Source organism: Fictibacillus sp. EA-CB0309 (genome assembly GCF_055814265.1).
In genome coordinates this window covers 2,713,261-2,728,774 of sequence record NZ_CP169271.1, presented here as the reverse complement: position 1 = coordinate 2,728,774, position 15,514 = coordinate 2,713,261, and the positions used below count along the sequence as shown (strand labels likewise).

The following is a 15,514-nucleotide window of genomic DNA, read 5'->3' as shown; positions in this document are numbered from 1 at the left end:
TTATAGTGAATCGTGCGATTAGCGACGGTATCCGCCACCTAATTGCTGCTCAGCCATTTGAACAAGACGCTTAGTGATTTCACCACCAACAGATCCATTCGCACGGGAAGTTGTGTCTGGTCCTAGTTGAACACCAAACTCAGAAGCGATTTCATACTTCATTTGATCCAAAGCTGCTTGTGCTCCAGCCACTGCTAATTCATTAGAATTGTTACGTGCCATATGTATCACCTCCTTGTACTACTAGTTTGTATATCTTTTACAAATTTATGCGTATGCTGGAAAATATTTTTATAGATGATGTATTAATAGGTATTCGCATATTTTTTGATAAACCGACACAAAAACACTAGCATGCCGTATGATAAATCATCCCCCTATTTTTATTTTCAAGAAGAGCATTGAGCTGGATTCCAGTTCAGTGCTTTTCTGATGTAGAAGGCTTTTAATCTACTTGTTACATAAAAGATGTAGGAATTACTAAATTTCGTTTTATAATGAAGAAGGACTTTTATTGAAAAAAGAGAATATGCATGCACAAAAGAGAGTGGGTGGTGTAATGGGAAAACAAGAGAATAAAGATTTTTCCCGATGGAAAGGAATTGGACTGGCACTAGCTGGTGCTTCGCTTTGGGGTTTTCCGGTAACGCAGCAGAATGGATCTTTTCTCATTCTGCTGTAACAGCGACATGGCTAGTTTCAGTACGAATGGTAATGGCAGGGATGCTCCTATTAATCCTTGTTTCCTTCCATCATAATATTTTCAAAGTTTGGCGCAACAAAAGAGACAGAATCGACTTACTTATTTTTTCATTAACAGGTATGTTAGGCGCCCAGCTTACGTTCTTTTTAAGTATTGAGGCAGGTAATGCACCGACAGCAACACTTCTTCAATTTCTAGGGCCGGTGTTTATCACCATCTATTTTGCTCTTAAATTCTTAAAATGGCCAAAACGAAAAGAATGGATTGCCGTACTTATGGCTCTTTCGGGAACCTTTTTACTTTTAACAAACGGAAGTTTAGACGAGATCACGGTTTCTGAAAAAGCGATTTTTGGGGAGTGTTGTCTGGAATTTCCGTAGCTGTTTATACCGTTTATCCTGTACGGTTGTTAAAGCAATACGCGTCGGCAACAATCGTAGGCTGGGCGATGTTATTGGGAGGATTAGCCGTTTCGGTTTTCACGCAGCCGTGGCAGGCAGGATTTATTGATTGGTCACTGTCTTTATTCTGGATGCTTTCATTTGTTGTGGTATTTGGAACGTTGTTGCCGTTTTATTTATATTTAGACAGCTTAAAATACATTACATCTACAGAGACTAGTTTGCTTGGAAGTGCTGAACCATTAGTGGCAACGATTGTTTCGGTTGTTTGGTTGGGGACGGCTTTTGGAAGCTTTCAAACCGCAGGAGGCATGCTTATCATTTTAACCGTATTTTTACTCTCCATGCCTGAAAAAGGAATACTGAAAATTGGTGGAACTGTTAATAAGTAAACGCATGATTTGACATTTATACTGAATCGTACCACTATTGTAGGGTAGAACTTACAACAGGAGACGATGCTAAATGAATGATAAAATAGTATTTTTCGATATAGATGGTACGCTTGTAAACGACGAGAAGAAAATTCCAAACAGTACAAAAGAAAGTATCCGACAGTTAAAAAAGAATGGTGTACATGTGGCGATCGCAACAGGTCGTGGGCCATTTATGTTTGAACCGATTCGTGAAGAATTAGAAGTAGATTCTTTTGTAAGTTTTAACGGTTCTTACGTTGTGTTTAAAGATGAAGTGATTCATAAAACGCCATTATCAAGAGAAGCAATCCTTAAGATTGAAGAAGAAGCAGAACAAGCAGGTCATCCGCTTGTATATTTGGATCATGAAAGAGCCACGAGCAATGCGGATAACCATGAGATCATTAAGAATTGTACGTTTAATCTTATGCCGAGCTATCCTGTTTATCATCCTGGTTTTTATAAAGAAAACGAAGTCTATCAAGTCTTATTATTCTGCCAGGAACAACACGAACACGTATACCGTGACGGATACAAAGGTACGTTTGATTTTATCCGCTGGCACGAAAACGCATTGGATATTTTGCCAACAGGCGGTTCAAAAGCAAAAGGAATTGAAGCGTTCATGAAGCAGATGAACATGAAGCCCGAGAATGTATACGCGTTTGGAGATGCTTTAAACGATATTGAAATGTTAACTGCAGCCGGAACCGGAATCGCGATGGGTAATGGGATGAAAGAAGCAAAAGAAGCGGCGGATTTTGTTACAAAGTCAGTTGATGAAGACGGAATCTATCACGGATTGAAGCATTTTGGATTAATTTAGTAACAGACCTAATATGCAGAAGAATTGCCCTAGCCATTGGCTCAGGGTTTTTCTTTTGTCTAATTTTAAGGAAAAATGTTGAAAAAATCATAAAATTAGGGAAATGTGAGAGGGATTTGTTTTGTTGTAGCGAAAAGGGTTTATGAATGTTAGAGGAATGACGATATAAGATTTACAGCAGTAAAGAACGTTCAAACAGGAGTTGAAACGGGTGAAAGTATATCAAAAGTCTATTCATTTTTTTCTGATCGCCATCCTTATGTTGACCACTTTTCAAGTTTTACCTGCTTCGGCAGAGACAAAAACAGCGACAGTGAATGCAACCAGTTTAAATGTTCGTTCAGAACCCTCTACATCCGCGAAGAAAATCGGTTCACTAAAACAAGATTCCTCTGTTTCGGTCTATAAGATCGAAAAGGGATGGGCAAACATATCGTTCAATAGCGGTAAGGCTTGGGTAAGCTCAGAATTCTTGAAGATGAACAATAAAACTTCGCCAACCGTTCCATCGAAATCCCCAGTAGTGAAAAGCACCACGAAAAACGCAAAAGTTACTGCTACTTCTTTAAATGTTAGAAGTGGAGCTGGAACGCAGTATAAGGCAGTCGGGACGCTTAAAAATGGAACGATTGTTGCTGTACAAAAAGAACAAAGCACATGGTCTTACATCGCATTTGGTAATGTAAAAGGGTGGGTAAGTAATGCTTATCTGTTGATTCAATCAGTACAAGAACCAGCTGCTCAAAATCCGAAACCTGCTGATCCAAAACCTGTGAATTCAGGAAAATGGGGAACGGTTAGCGCTACTTACTTAAATTTCCGTTCATCCGGTAATTTGAACGCCCCAATTATCGGTTCCTTGAAGTATGGAACATCAGTCCAAATTATGGCTGAATCTAGTGGATGGATGTCCATTCAAACATCTGATGGTAAAAAGGGATGGGTATCGAGTCAGTATATTTCTGTTGGAAGCGGAGGGTCACCCACAGTACCAAATCCAAAACCTGGAACGAAACCACCAACCGCACCTCCCGCATCTGTTTTGAAAAAGGTAGTAGTTATGGCGGATGGTGTAAATATCCGACAAGGACCTTCTACGTCATATCTTATAGTTGGTAAAGTCAATCAAGGTGACGAATATGCCTATATACAATCAAAGAATGAATGGGTACAGCTAAAGCTGCCAAACGGTAACAGTGCGTGGATCGCAGGATGGTTAGTTGCGGTTCAGCAAACGTCTTCTACTCCCAACCAAAATCCTGTACCTAAACCATCCATTGGAGGATTAAAAGGCAAAAGGATTGTAATTGATCCCGGTCATGGAGGATATGATCCTGGAGCTATCGGTAAATCATCTAGAACGTTAGAAGCTGAACTTACATTAATGAGTGCCAGATTGTTAGCAACAGAACTAAGTAAAGCAGGGGCCATCGTTATCTTAACACGCAGTGACAGCAGCTATATTTCATTAAACAAACGCGTAGAGATCAGCCATTATCATTTTGCAGATGCATTTGTAAGTTTGCATTATAACTCGGCTACGGATAAATCAGCGACAGGTCTTTTAACCTTCTATTACGGTCAAAAAGATATAAAATTAGCAGACTCTGTTCACACAGGATTGCTTCAAGCGAACACAGGACTAAAAGGTGGAAATGTTCGATTTGGAAATTTTCATGTTTTGCGTGAGAACAAACAGCCCGCCGTTTTGGTAGAGTTAGGCTTTTTGTCTAATCCATCTGACGAAATGACGGTTAAGAGCAATTCCTTTCAATCAAAAGCTGCTTCAGGGATTACGAGTGGACTAGCTAAATATTTTCAATAAAGAAGTAGTGGCGGTATCTCAAAAGGGAAAAACTTTTGGAATACCGCTTTTTTGCGAGCACTGGTATGTTACAACTTATTATTGTGTTTTATAAAGTACAATATGAGAATCTGTTCGTATGAAGCGTACAGTATTTATTAATTTCACGTTAATTGCGATATATTCACGTTAATTAGATTAATTTCACGTTAATTACAATTTATTCACATTAATTGTATTAATTTCACGTTAGCTATTTCGCTGACCTGGATAAAACACTTCACTGGATTTTCCACTCACTTTTTTCATATAATTAAAATCATAAATAGTAAAGTTAGTTAACAATAGGTGGTGCCGAATTTGGAGAACTCTGGACTTATTCTTGAAGGTGGAGGAATGCGCGGTGTATATACCGCGGGTGTACTCGATGTTTTCATGGAAAACAATCTTTACTTTCCGTATGTGATTGGAGCATCAGCAGGAGCCTGTAATGCTGTATCTTATCTTTCGAGACAGCACGGAAGAAATCGAACGGTTAACCTGGAATTCAGCTCACACCCCGAATACATTTCATATAAAAATTGGTTGTTTAAGAAAAAGGGATTATTCGGTATGGATTTTATTTTTGATGAGCTTCCTAATCGGTTAGTTCCGTTTGATTATCAAGCTTTTAAACAATCAGAAGAACGTTTTGTGGTGGTTGTTACAGATGTGAGAACGGGAAAACCAGTGTATTTAAGCAGGGAAGACTACGAAGAGATGGATATCTCTAAAGTTTTGCGCGCATCGTCATCCATTCCTTTTATTGCTCCGGTGGTTGAGATTGCAGGAGGGTACATGATGGACGGAGGAATTGCCGATCCAATACCTGTTCATAAAGCCCTGAATGATGGGGTGAAAAAGGTGTAGTCGTTCTAACGCAAAACCATGGATATCGCAAGAAAAAGCCGAAAATGACGTGGGTGACGAAACGTTTTTATCCTGAGTATACAGGTCTTGATGAAAGCTTGCGAGGTCGTTACTTAAAATACAACGAGACCTTGGATTATATTGAGGAGGAAGAGAAGAAAGGCAACTTATTTGTTTTGCGTCCTCTAGAGAAGATGAAAGTGAAACGAGTGGAAAGGGATCCTAAACGACTTGGTGTACTGTACGAACAAGGAAGAATTGACGCGATTAATCAGCTTGACAACTTAAGAAGATGGCTAGCAAACTAAAGTGCTAATGATTTGATAGAATCATGAACCAATGAGACAAATTATCTTGCGAAGAAACGCTAGATGAACATCAAAAGCTTGTTGCAAAAGTACAAAGGGACCTGGTGTAGCAAGCTTTTTTATTAGCTCTTTTTTAATGATTGTTAAATTTAAGCTTATTTATAAAAGAACTCATTGGCAAGTTGATTGGAGTGTAAGGTGCGAGACTCCTGGGGGAGCAGCGTGACAGGTGAGACACTGTAGGTGCAAAGCACGAGGTGGCTCACCGCACGCCCCCGGAAAGGGAGCACCTGAAACGGAAATCAACCTCTCCCAAGAGCAACTAAGTTAGCTAAACTAGTAAATCTTTTGAATCACTTCCTCGATATCCGGTTCCTTCATCTGAATATCTACTGGTTCGCCCCATCGTGTAACGTTTTGCAGCAAAAGAGGTGAGGGAAGGATCGAGCGGTCATACATAATGACGAGTTTTTCATCCTCACACTTTATCTTTTCAATGCCGTTTAATGATTCTCCCATAATATCTGGCTTAACGCGATATTGAATCTCCATTAAACTTGGCAACCCAATATTTTTTCGCAGGTCTTCTAAAGTTCCATCAAGAACAATCTGTCCGTGATTGATCACGATTACCCGACTGCATAGCTGTTCGATATCATCCATATCATGAGTGGTTAAAAGGATCGTTTTTTCTCATTTTGGTTCAATTCCTTTAAGAAAGCCCGAATACTCGTTTTGGCGTTTACATCTAGTCCAATCGTAGGCTCATCTAAAAAAGTACATCAGGGTCATGGATCATAGCAGCTGCAAGATCGCCGCGCATCCGTTGACCTAATGAAAGCTTGCGAACGGGGGTATCCAGGAACTTTCCGATTTGAAGCATATCATCGTACAATTTTAAAAATTGCTGGTATTTTCCGTCAGGCACTTTGTACATCTCTTTTAAAATATCAAAAGAGTCCCTTAAAGGAAGATCCCACCAAAGCTGTGTGCGCTGACCGAATACAATACCTATTTTCTTAGCAACTTCTTTTCTTCTTTTTGCGGACTCATTCCACCGACTTTGACCTCTCCGCCAGTTGGATGAAGGATACCAGACAGCATCTTAATCGTAGTAGATTTTCCCGCACCGTTCGGACCGATGTAACCCACAAATTCTCCTTCATCAATAGAAAAAGAAACATCGTTCACTGCTTTTACAATGTGATGCTTAGTGGAAAGAAGGGAAGCGAAGGAACCGACAAATCCCTTCTTTGTTTCATAGATTTTAAAATGTTTGTTTAACTCGTGAGCGACAATCATAAAAAGACCTCCTTAACTCCCTGTACTGTGGTAGTGCCGAATTCCAAATTGCCAGAAACGTAATGATAGAAATAGAAAAACAATAGCAACCACCGGCGGCAAGGCTAGGTTCCAAAGACTTCCACCCTTATTCAACAGAAAAAGAATAGGGGTGTAATTCATAAATCCGACCGGGATCACCGTGAAAAAGATAATCTTTAGCCAGCCCGGATAAATGTTCATCGGGTAGTTCGCTGCATTAAACGGTGCATAAAGCGTGAACGTTTGAAAGTCTTTAATTCTTTGTGTCCAAAAAGCAATGGTTGCCGTTAACAGGCCGAGCGAAAAACAAATAATGACACCTGCTAAAATTGATACTGGTAAATAAATCAACAATAAAAATAATTCAACGTTCGCTAAATTCAGACCGATAATAGAAATAATAAGGATAAGTATGCCTTGTATGGTTCCGCCGATGCGTGACAGATCTAAGTTTTTCGTTAAGAGCAACGATAAAGGAGAAACGGGTCTGATCAGAAGACTGTCAAATTCACCTTCGACCATGTATCGTTCAAAATTATGTACCTCAACACAAAATACTCGGTAAAGAGTTATGGCAACGGATGAGATTCCGTACAACAAGCCCACTTCATAAAGATTCCATCCTTTAACATCATCAAACCGCTGCAATATGGCAGCAAGCAAAACAAAATCCACAGCCATAATTAGTCCGTATGATAAGGAGGATACGAGAAAGTTCATCTTATATTGCATACGAGAGCGCAGGCTGCCGGAAATCAATTTTAAATACAGATTCATATCTTATCCTCCTTGTATTTCTAATTTGTGCCGTGCTTTTTCGGTGAGCCACAAATTGATGAGCGTTAATAACACAACCCAACTAAGCTGGATAAAAATAACCTCGCTTGACGCTTTTTCAAGAAATATCATTACCGGATAATAGATTGCTCCAGCAAAAGGTAAATAAGGTGTGATGAAAGACAGTGGGGCTGGAAGTAAATCAATGGGTACGAGCTGTCCGCCAAGACCTACCAGTAAGGTGAAATTCACAAAATGTGCCCAGTCGATCTCAGTAGTCCAGCAAGCACTTATCCCTACTAAGTAGTGCAGATTAATAGATATGATTACAGCTAAAAATATTGAAATACATAGAAATAGATAAGTTGGTACGTGTTGAGGTACATAGAAACCAACTGTTATTGCAAAAACGAGTCCAATTGGAATGGAGCGAAAGAAAAAGTTGTACAATAACCGGCCAGCTTCTTGTGAGGTAACATACAGAAAAAATTGGTTGGTCTGACGAGTTCTAAAGAGATGGCGCCATTTCGGACACCGTTTTGAATGTTAAGTCCTGCGGTAAGAAATCCAGAAAGCCATAGAATGCATTGAACCGCAGCAATGTAATACGTCATGTCCAGTACACTGTAGGGACTTTCATTCTCTTTGCCTTGTAAAACACCAACCCATATCGCAATAAATACGAAGCCAAAAATGGCACTCGCCGCATTATTGATCAGATGGGCCACTTTATACTGCATATTTCGCATAAAGCTCTTTTGTAGAAGAATCCAATAAACCATAAGTCCCCCTTTATGTAGTTGTCGTGTTTAAAGCGCAGAATTATAAAATAGCAAATTTTACAAAAGTTTGCAATTCTTTTTTTGGAGGTTATAGTATGTCATGTTCTCAGTGTCGTCCATCAGGTGATTTTCCGATTGAAGGTTTTATTCATATCCGTACAGATCATCCTGTTCTTATGCAAAGTTTGCAGCAACTTTTTACGGAGAAAGGGTTAGAGGGATTGGTTTTGTCGCAGGCACTATCTGCAAAGTACAACAGTCATTCCATACTGCAATCACTATGCGAAGAAATTTTAGTCACGTTCAATCATCAAGCCATTCAATCGTTCCATTGTGGACTTACTCATACATTTGAGGAAGCAAATGGTTTCATTACATGGATCCCATTTCATCAATTTGTGGAAAGAATTAAGAATAGAGACCTTTATGAAGTGATACAACAGCAATTGTTCACTACATACTCACAACCTATTATTTCATTACAGACTGAAGAGATTTATGGGTACGAATTCTTGCTTCGACCATTGCCGGATGGTATTGAATTTAAACCTTACGAACTTTTTCAGTTTGCTGAGAAAGCTGGATTACAAGCGCTGTTAGACGGGAATGCACGAATTACTTCTATACAGAATAGTTCTGAAGCAGTGCCCCGAGGAGTGAAGCGGTTTATTAACTTCCTCCCGTCATCTATCTATGACCCAAAGCATTGTTTGGCAACAACGTTTAGAGCGGCAGCTGAGGCTGGAGTTGATCCGAACGATTTGGTGTTTGAGGTTGTAGAAACAGAAGAAATCGCAGACATCAATCATTTGAAGAGCATCTTAACAGCATACCAAGAACAAGGAATGAAAGTAGCACTTGATGATTTAGGTGCCGGGCATTCAACGCTTGCGGTATTAAAAGAACTAAAACCGGACTATGTGAAAATTGACCGTAAAATCATCTCTTTCTGTGATCAAGATCAATCTAAAAAAGAAATGATTCAGCAGATTGTAGAAGTATCTAAAGAAATCAAAGCGATTGTTTTGGCAGAAGGAATTGAAAGAAAAGAAGAAGCTGCGGTCGCCTTGAACTGCGGTGTTGAGCTCGCACAAGGCTACTATTTCGGTAGACCTGTACCAACAAAAAGCCTTACTGCAGCAGCCCGCTAATCACAGTAAAACCTTATCAAAAAAAGATAAGGTTTTTTTGATGAATATCTTGGAATTGTGGTCAACTTCTAGTAATCTATAGGTAGATGCTTTTGTAATATAATTGTAAAATTAACGGGAAAATTTCCAAAAGGAGCGGAATGATGGTAACGAAAGCGGATCCGGAAAGAAAGAGGAAGAAAACACAAGTACCCTTTCGTTTAAATGTCTTGTTTTTGGTCGTCTTTTTTCTATTCTCTGTACTAATCTTAAGGTTAGGTGTTCTCCAAATTGTAAATGGAGAGGAAAAACGACTAGAGTCTGAAGCAGTTGAAGAAGTAATTGCAAGGAAAGAAGCGCCGCGCGGAAAGCTGCTAGACAGCAACTTTCGCGAAGTGGTAGGGAACGAACCTTTCTTTTCTTTAACATATACCAAAACAGTAGATACAAAAGCAGAAGACACGATGCGGATTGCAAAATGGCTGGCTGATCGCCTTGGCGTGACAAAAGATCAAGAAAAGAAGATTACAGTACGTGATAAGAAAGACTACTTTATTGCAAAACACGATGTAACTGAACTTATTGAAGAACGTCTCAGCAAGAAAGAAAAGAAGCTTAGCGACAAAGACCAGTATAAAGCGCTTGTTGATAAGATTACTGAGGAAGAAATCAATAGTCTTTCAGATGAAGACCTCAAGATTCTTGCATACAAACGCGCGATGGATACAGGTTATGCGTATTCGGCACAACGCATTAAAACGAATTTAGACAATCAAGAAGTTTCCATTATCTCTGAAAACCTGGGCGACCTGCCAGGGATTGATATTATGGCTGACTCTAAAAGGATCTATCCATACGGTGAATCCACGATTTTTGGTAATGTAAAGCAAATTCCAAAATCAAGAATGGATTATTTTATGAGCATGGGGTATGACCGTAGTGACCAAGTAGGTGTAAGTGGTCTAGAAGATCAATATGAACAAGTATTGAGAGGTACGAAGGAAAAGTCCGTTTATCTTACTAATCCAAAAACAGGCGCAACAATTGGTGAGCCTAAAACGATTCCGGGTCAGCGCGGGAAAGATATCGTATTAACATTAGACATGGAGCTTCAATTTCATCTTGAAAAGATTTTAGAAGAAGAGATTTTAAGAGCAAAACCACTTGGCGGAAATGATTTACTTAAATCAGCATACATCGTAATGATGAATCCAAAAACGGGTGAAATCAAAGGGATTGCCGGAAAAACGTATGATGACGGAGAGTTTCATAATGATTCTTATGGTGCATTGTTCAATTCCTATGAAATGGGTTCTACCGTCAAAGGGGCAACCGTATTGGCTGGGCTACAAAAAAACTAGTTCATATGGGAGAGTATATTTATGATGCTCCCTTTACTAAAAACGGTATGAATAAGTCTTCTTGGAAAAATATGGGCTCCATCAATGACTTAGATGCTTTAAAGATGTCTTCAAACGTATATATGTTCAACATTATGGATCGTATGATAGGTCCTGAACACTGGACAGAAACATATGCTGAAGCTCGTTATTCGTTTAGCCAGTTTGGTCTAGGGGTAAAAACTGGGATTGATTTTCCAAATGAAGCTGTAGGATATGAAGGGAAGCCGCCAGAAGGGAGTCAGGTACACTTTATGACTTAGGAATTGGTCAGTTTGATACTTACACGACGATGCAGCTGGTTCAGTATGTATCAACAATTGCGAATGATGGATATCGAGTTAAACCTCAATTGGTTCGTGAAATTCGTGAACCTGCTTCGAATGAAGAGGAACACGGGAAATTGTTAAAACGATTTGAACCAGAAATTTTAAACAAGATTGATATCGAACAAAAGTACATTGAACGTGTTCAAAAAGGATTCTGGCAAGTTATGCATGCACCTGGTGGCACAGCAAAAAGTTATTTTGATGACCCTGAAAAGTATCACAATCCAGCTGGTAAAACAGGAACTGCTCAGCGTATTATTAAACATCCGCGTACAGGGAACCTTGTTGAAAAGCATAACTTGACACTTGTAGGATATGCACCATTTGAAAACCCTGAAATCGCATTCGCTGTTGTGGTCCCAGAAGGCACACCGCAAAACGGAAACCAAAAAATCAACAAATACATCGGGCAGCGTGCATTAGAAGCGTATTGGAACTTAAAAGAAAAGTACGGTGAAAACGCAGCAACGGTAAACGGTAACTTAGAAAAAGATAAAGAAGTAACAGAGGACTCAGCACAATGATGCTGAGTTCTTTTCTTATGTTTTATTGTCGAAAAACATCTAGTTTTATCAGAAAATAAATAGTTGCAAAATAAATATTTACAAAATTTAGACATATTGTTATGATTCTCTCAGGTTGTTCGTAATAATGAACATTCCTACTAATCTGTTTACATAGGGGTGAATGAAGTGGTAGGGAAGAAAAAAGGGTTAAGGGTATTTTCCAGTGTTACAGCAACAACGATTTTTGCTTCAGCATTATTTACAGGGGCATTTGCTAATCCAGCAGGACAGCAACCAACAGTTTCCGCAAGTCCAGTAGAAGCTGCGCCGATTGATCTAAACATAGTGGATCAGGATCGTTTAGGTAAAGCCCTTCAAGCAAGAGGGGTTATATCTAAAAATGCATCAACAGCAGAGGTTCAAAAAGCGGTAAAGCAATACATTGAGAAAAAGAACAACGCAAAAGGTCTTAACACTAACCACGATAAAAAGCACCATGATGAGATGGATAAGAAAACAAAAGACTTTTTAACAAAACAAAAGGACAAGCTCAAAAAGCAGCTTGATAAAGGTCACGATAACTTTAAAAAAGGGAAACCTACAGGTGCTGTCAAAGTAGATGAAGCTAAACAGGCAAAGTACGATGGTGCCGTTAGAAAGGACAAGGTACTTGTACTTTTAACTGAGTTCTCTGATTTCAAACACAACAATGTAGAGCAAGAAGATGGTTATATGTTTGCAACAGACTTTAACAAAGAACATTATGAGAAATTAATGTTCGGGGATAAAGATTTCACACTGTTTAACGGAGAGAAGGTAAAGACATTTAAGCAGTTTTATGAAGAGCAATCTGGTGGAAGCTACACTGTTGACGGTACAGTTTCAGAATGGTTATCAGTTCCAGGAACGGCAAAAGAGTATGGAGATGATAATCCTGCTGGTGGTCATGATAACTTAGCACCGAAAGGACCTCGTGATTTAGTAAAAGATGCATTAAATGCAGCGGTTGCAAAAGGCATGAATCTTTCTGAGTATGACGAATTCGATCTTTATGACCTTGATGGTGATGGCAATCAAAATGAACCGGATGGTTTAGTAGACCACTTAATGATCATTCACGCTGGAACTGGGCAAGAAGCTGGTGGAGGAAAACTAGGTGATGATGCAATTTGGTCACATCGCTGGGTTTTAAATGGAGTATACCCAGTTGCAAATACGACAGCAAAAGTACCATATTGGGGCGGGAAAATGGCTGCCTACGACTATACCATTCAACCTGAAGACGGTGCAGTTGGAGTATTCGCCCATGAATTTGGTCATGATTTAGGTCTTCCTGATGAGTATGATACTCAGTATTCAGGTCAAGGAGAGCCTGTAGCTTCTTGGTCTATAATGAGTGGTGGTAGCTGGAATGGAAACATTGCAGGAACTGCACCTACAAGTTTCTCACCTCAAAACAAAGAATTCTTCCAAAAGACGATGGGTGGAAACTGGGCAAATATTACCGAAGTGAATTATGAAGATATTGACGAAAAAGGTATTGCAACATTTATCGACCAAAGTGTTACAAAATCAAATAACCCTGGTATCGTTAAAGTCAATCTTCCTAAAAAGAAGTTAAAGGTATTGAACCTGCTTTTGGGAAGCAATATTATTACAGCACAAAAGGTGATGATCTTCATACAACTATGACAACACCTGAGATTGATTTGACTAATGCTAATACAGCAAGTATTGATTTAAAAGCATACTATGATATTGAATTTGATTACGACTTCTTGTATGTAAATGTGTTAGTTGATGGGAAAGCAATAGTGATTGATACAATTGGTAATGATGACACAGATGGTGATGCACGTGCAGAGTCATCTAAAGGTAAATGGGTTGATAAAACTTATGATTTATCTGTATTCAAAGATAAGAAAGTAAAAGTCCAGTTTGAATATGTGACAGATGGTGGACTTGCACTTGATGGGTTCGCAATGGATAACATTTCAGTAACTGTAGACGGTTCAGTTATATTTTCAGATGATGCAGAAAGTACTCCAAAGCTAGATTTAGACCGTGCTGTAGTTTCCAATGGATTTGATAAGAAAGATCACTACTACTACTTAGAATGGAGAAACTACGCTGGATCTGACAAGGCATTAGCATTCTCTCGTGGCGTAAAATATAATACTGGTTTAGTAGTTTGGTATGCTGATGATAGCCAAACGGATAACTGGGTTGGTATTCATCCAGGTGAAGGATTCCTAGGGGTAGTAGATTCTCATCCGGAAGCACTAGTTGGTACTTTAAATGGACAACCTACTGTTGCACAAAGCACGCGCTACCAAGTAGCAGATGCTGCATTTAGCTTAGATAAGACACCTGCTTGGTACATTAATTCACCTTCTCGTGGTATTTTTGACTACAAGGGATTACCAGGTGTAACTAGTTTTGATGATTCCAAATCTTATATCAATACGCGTATCCCTGATGCTGGAAGAAAAGTACCGAATCACGGATTGAAGTTTGAAGTAATCGGTGAGGCAAAAGATAATTCTGCTGGTGCAGTTTGGATTCACAAATAAAATTTTCTTGTCTTGAAAAATCCCAAGAGTAATATGTCCTGGGATTTTTTATGCGTTTAAAATACTTTTGATACAGTATTGTTGCTTCAAGAAATTCTGTTCAATTCTTTTCCCCTCTTGACAAGTTGATTGGAGCGCAAGGTGCGAGACTCCTGCGGAACAGGCGGGCAGGTGAGACACTTAAGAGTGGAACGTTCGAATGTGGCTCACCGCCTGCCCCGCGGAAAGCGAGCAGCCTGGAGCGGAAATCAACCACTTTCAAGAACAATCAGATTTAACCAAAAAGAAAAAACCGGCCTAAGCCGGTTTCTCCCTTCGCGCTATTCATTATTAGCAGAAGCAAGCTGCCCCTACAATAATCAATAGAATAAATAACACTACTACCAATGCAAAAGAATTGCCATAAGAATAACCCATCGATTTTTCCTCCTTTAATTCTTGCAATTGTTAATTCCATATATCCTATGCCTGTTTTCGTTTTCGAAGTGGGCAGGAGCCTAGATTCCAGTAAAATAGGCGTTAAATGTATGTTTGACCACAAAAGTGTCAAGTATTTGTAAAGACTGAATACTTGTGAAGAACGCCTCTTCTTGTTTTAATGAAGACAGAAAGAAAATATGTTACAGGGAGTCAAGTTATGAAAAAAACGGTCTTATCCTTTGTTTTATTACTTATGGTGGTTCTTCAACTGCCATTATCGGCGTTCGCTCATTCCGAACTTGAATCATCAACACCTGCTGAAGGAGAGAAGGTTACAACCGATCTTGAAGCAGTAGTCTTAACTTTTTCAACGAAGATTGAATCATTAAGTACCATGACGCTAAAAAACGGTGATAAAGAAATACCTCTACAAATCAGTATTGAAGATGATCAAATGACTGGCGCGATTAACAATCCATTAGAGAATGGTGACTATACGGTAGCGTACAAAATTATTGGTGCTGACAGTCATGTGATTGAAGGGAACTATACGTTCTCTGTAGATCGTCCTGAACAAGAACAAGCGCAAGAAGGAAATCCACAAGACAAGCAAGATGAAAATGCTGAGCAAGCCCTGCCAGATACAGATAAAAAAGATCAGCCTAAAAATCCAAGCTATTTTGCACCGCTTACGATTGGATTGGTGGTCGTAATTGCCATCGTATCGTTCTTTGCATTTAGAAGAAAACGTTAATGTAAGAAGTCTCGAATATATCGAGGCTTTTTTTAGTACTATAGGAAAGGGTAACTTGGTTAACTAAGTTGATATTTTATTTTATGTTTTATAAATAAAATGAGCAAAAATATAGTTTTTTCTAACTATTCTGTTATATGATGTATATTGTCT

At 39.1% G+C, this 15,514-nt stretch carries 16 protein-coding genes and 3 pseudogenes; 13 read left to right on the top strand and 6 right to left on the bottom strand.

All coding sequences use genetic code 11. The annotated features are described in order from the left end of the window. Nucleotides 1-18: 18 nt before the first annotated feature. Nucleotides 19-222 (bottom strand): small, acid-soluble spore protein, alpha/beta type, encoded by a 204-nt coding sequence (locus tag ACEWFH_RS15220; protein WP_473724656.1) that lies wholly within the window; start codon nucleotides 220-222, stop codon nucleotides 19-21. Nucleotides 223-514: 292 nt separating this feature from the next. On the opposite strand from ACEWFH_RS15220, the gene ACEWFH_RS15215 reads away from it, so the two are divergent. The 6 genes and pseudogenes from ACEWFH_RS15215 (at nucleotide 515) to ACEWFH_RS15190 (ending at nucleotide 5,367) form a co-directional block, all read left to right on the top strand. Next, on the top strand, nucleotides 515-682 hold the full coding sequence (locus ACEWFH_RS15215; protein WP_473724655.1) for a hypothetical protein: 168 nt from the start codon (nucleotides 515-517) through the stop codon (nucleotides 680-682). Next, a complete protein-coding gene (locus ACEWFH_RS15210) occupies nucleotides 631-1,083 on the top strand; it encodes an EamA family transporter (protein WP_473724654.1) in 453 nt (150 codons plus the stop codon). The genes ACEWFH_RS15215 and ACEWFH_RS15210 overlap by 52 nt, the downstream gene beginning before the upstream one ends. Then, a complete protein-coding gene (locus tag ACEWFH_RS15205; RefSeq protein WP_473724653.1) occupies nucleotides 1,065-1,496 on the top strand; it encodes an EamA family transporter in 432 nt (143 codons plus the stop codon). The genes ACEWFH_RS15210 and ACEWFH_RS15205 overlap by 19 nt, the downstream gene beginning before the upstream one ends. Nucleotides 1,497-1,569: 73 nt before the next feature. Beyond that, nucleotides 1,570-2,346 carry a Cof-type HAD-IIB family hydrolase gene (locus tag ACEWFH_RS15200; RefSeq protein ID WP_473724652.1) on the top strand — a complete coding sequence of 259 codons (777 nt, stop codon included), beginning with the start codon at nucleotides 1,570-1,572 and terminating at the stop codon, nucleotides 2,344-2,346. Nucleotides 2,347-2,557: 211 nt separating this feature from the next. Then, complete coding sequence (locus ACEWFH_RS15195) at nucleotides 2,558-4,171, top strand: SH3 domain-containing protein (RefSeq protein WP_473724651.1); 1,614 nt, start codon at nucleotides 2,558-2,560, stop codon at nucleotides 4,169-4,171. A gap of 375 nt (nucleotides 4,172-4,546) precedes the next feature. Next, a pseudogene (locus tag ACEWFH_RS15190) lies at nucleotides 4,547-5,367 on the top strand (patatin-like phospholipase family protein). Between the two features lie 336 nt (nucleotides 5,368-5,703). Here the strand turns inward: ACEWFH_RS15190 and ACEWFH_RS15185 are convergent. From ACEWFH_RS15185 to ACEWFH_RS15170, 4 genes and pseudogenes are all read right to left on the bottom strand, one after another. Next, nucleotides 5,704-6,669 (bottom strand): annotated as a pseudogene (locus tag ACEWFH_RS15185) (ABC transporter ATP-binding protein). A gap of 12 nt (nucleotides 6,670-6,681) precedes the next feature. Then, complete coding sequence (locus tag ACEWFH_RS15180) at nucleotides 6,682-7,467, bottom strand: ABC transporter permease (protein ID WP_473724650.1); 786 nt, start codon at nucleotides 7,465-7,467, stop codon at nucleotides 6,682-6,684. 3 nt (nucleotides 7,468-7,470) lie between these two features. Further along, nucleotides 7,471-7,917, bottom strand: coding sequence for an ABC-2 family transporter protein (locus ACEWFH_RS15175; protein ID WP_473724649.1), 447 nt, complete (start codon nucleotides 7,915-7,917; stop codon nucleotides 7,471-7,473). After that, nucleotides 7,866-8,249, bottom strand: a complete 384-nt coding sequence (locus ACEWFH_RS15170; protein ID WP_473724648.1) for a hypothetical protein — start codon at nucleotides 8,247-8,249, stop codon at nucleotides 7,866-7,868. The genes ACEWFH_RS15175 and ACEWFH_RS15170 overlap by 52 nt, the downstream gene beginning before the upstream one ends. A gap of 95 nt (nucleotides 8,250-8,344) precedes the next feature. Between ACEWFH_RS15170 and ACEWFH_RS15165 the strand changes: the two genes are divergently transcribed. The 6 genes and pseudogenes from ACEWFH_RS15165 to ACEWFH_RS15140 all read left to right on the top strand — a co-directional run bounded on the left by ACEWFH_RS15165 (nucleotide 8,345) and on the right by ACEWFH_RS15140 (nucleotide 14,553). Then, nucleotides 8,345-9,400 (top strand): EAL domain-containing protein, encoded by a 1,056-nt coding sequence (locus ACEWFH_RS15165; protein ID WP_473724647.1) that lies wholly within the window; start codon nucleotides 8,345-8,347, stop codon nucleotides 9,398-9,400. A gap of 143 nt (nucleotides 9,401-9,543) precedes the next feature. After that, on the top strand, nucleotides 9,544-10,740 hold the full coding sequence (locus ACEWFH_RS15160) for a penicillin-binding transpeptidase domain-containing protein (RefSeq protein WP_473724646.1): 1,197 nt from the start codon (nucleotides 9,544-9,546) through the stop codon (nucleotides 10,738-10,740). A 5-nt stretch (nucleotides 10,741-10,745) separates the two neighbouring features. Beyond that, complete coding sequence (locus ACEWFH_RS15155) at nucleotides 10,746-11,042, top strand: penicillin-binding transpeptidase domain-containing protein (protein WP_473724645.1); 297 nt, start codon at nucleotides 10,746-10,748, stop codon at nucleotides 11,040-11,042. 29 nt (nucleotides 11,043-11,071) lie between these two features. After that, on the top strand, nucleotides 11,072-11,632 hold the full coding sequence (locus tag ACEWFH_RS15150; protein ID WP_473724644.1) for a penicillin-binding transpeptidase domain-containing protein: 561 nt from the start codon (nucleotides 11,072-11,074) through the stop codon (nucleotides 11,630-11,632). 168 nt (nucleotides 11,633-11,800) lie between these two features. Continuing rightward, nucleotides 11,801-14,187: pseudogene (locus tag ACEWFH_RS15145) on the top strand (immune inhibitor A domain-containing protein). Nucleotides 14,188-14,328: 141 nt separating this feature from the next. After that, complete coding sequence (locus ACEWFH_RS15140; RefSeq protein ID WP_473724643.1) at nucleotides 14,329-14,553, top strand: hypothetical protein; 225 nt, start codon at nucleotides 14,329-14,331, stop codon at nucleotides 14,551-14,553. Here the strand turns inward: ACEWFH_RS15140 and ACEWFH_RS15135 are convergent. Beyond that, nucleotides 14,518-14,604 (bottom strand): YjcZ family sporulation protein, encoded by an 87-nt coding sequence (locus ACEWFH_RS15135; protein ID WP_082820548.1) that lies wholly within the window; start codon nucleotides 14,602-14,604, stop codon nucleotides 14,518-14,520. The genes ACEWFH_RS15140 and ACEWFH_RS15135 overlap by 36 nt on opposite strands. A 220-nt stretch (nucleotides 14,605-14,824) precedes the next feature. On the opposite strand from ACEWFH_RS15135, the gene ACEWFH_RS15130 reads away from it, so the two are divergent. Continuing rightward, nucleotides 14,825-15,361 carry a copper resistance CopC family protein gene (locus ACEWFH_RS15130; protein WP_473724642.1) on the top strand — a complete coding sequence of 179 codons (537 nt, stop codon included), beginning with the start codon at nucleotides 14,825-14,827 and terminating at the stop codon, nucleotides 15,359-15,361. The last annotated feature ends 153 nt before the right edge of the window (nucleotides 15,362-15,514 follow it).

Bases quoted from the DNA above. Each gene is read 5' to 3' on its own strand.
- ACEWFH_RS15220 (WP_473724656.1), bottom strand. From the start codon at position 222: ATGGCACGTAACAATTCTAATGAATTAGCAGTGGCTGGAGCACAAGCA.
- ACEWFH_RS15200 (WP_473724652.1), top strand. From the start codon at position 1,570: ATGAATGATAAAATAGTATTTTTCGATATAGATGGTACGCTTGTAAAC.
- ACEWFH_RS15180 (WP_473724650.1), bottom strand. From the start codon at position 7,467: ATGAATCTGTATTTAAAATTGATTTCCGGCAGCCTGCGCTCTCGTATG.
- ACEWFH_RS15170 (WP_473724648.1), bottom strand. From the start codon at position 8,249: ATGGTTTATTGGATTCTTCTACAAAAGAGCTTTATGCGAAATATGCAG.
- ACEWFH_RS15165 (WP_473724647.1), top strand. From the start codon at position 8,345: ATGTCATGTTCTCAGTGTCGTCCATCAGGTGATTTTCCGATTGAAGGT.
- ACEWFH_RS15160 (WP_473724646.1), top strand. From the start codon at position 9,544: ATGGTAACGAAAGCGGATCCGGAAAGAAAGAGGAAGAAAACACAAGTA.
- ACEWFH_RS15155 (WP_473724645.1), top strand. From the start codon at position 10,746: ATGGGAGAGTATATTTATGATGCTCCCTTTACTAAAAACGGTATGAAT.
- ACEWFH_RS15150 (WP_473724644.1), top strand. From the start codon at position 11,072: ATGCAGCTGGTTCAGTATGTATCAACAATTGCGAATGATGGATATCGA.
- ACEWFH_RS15135 (WP_082820548.1), bottom strand. From the start codon at position 14,604: ATGGGTTATTCTTATGGCAATTCTTTTGCATTGGTAGTAGTGTTATTT.
- ACEWFH_RS15130 (WP_473724642.1), top strand. From the start codon at position 14,825: ATGAAAAAAACGGTCTTATCCTTTGTTTTATTACTTATGGTGGTTCTT.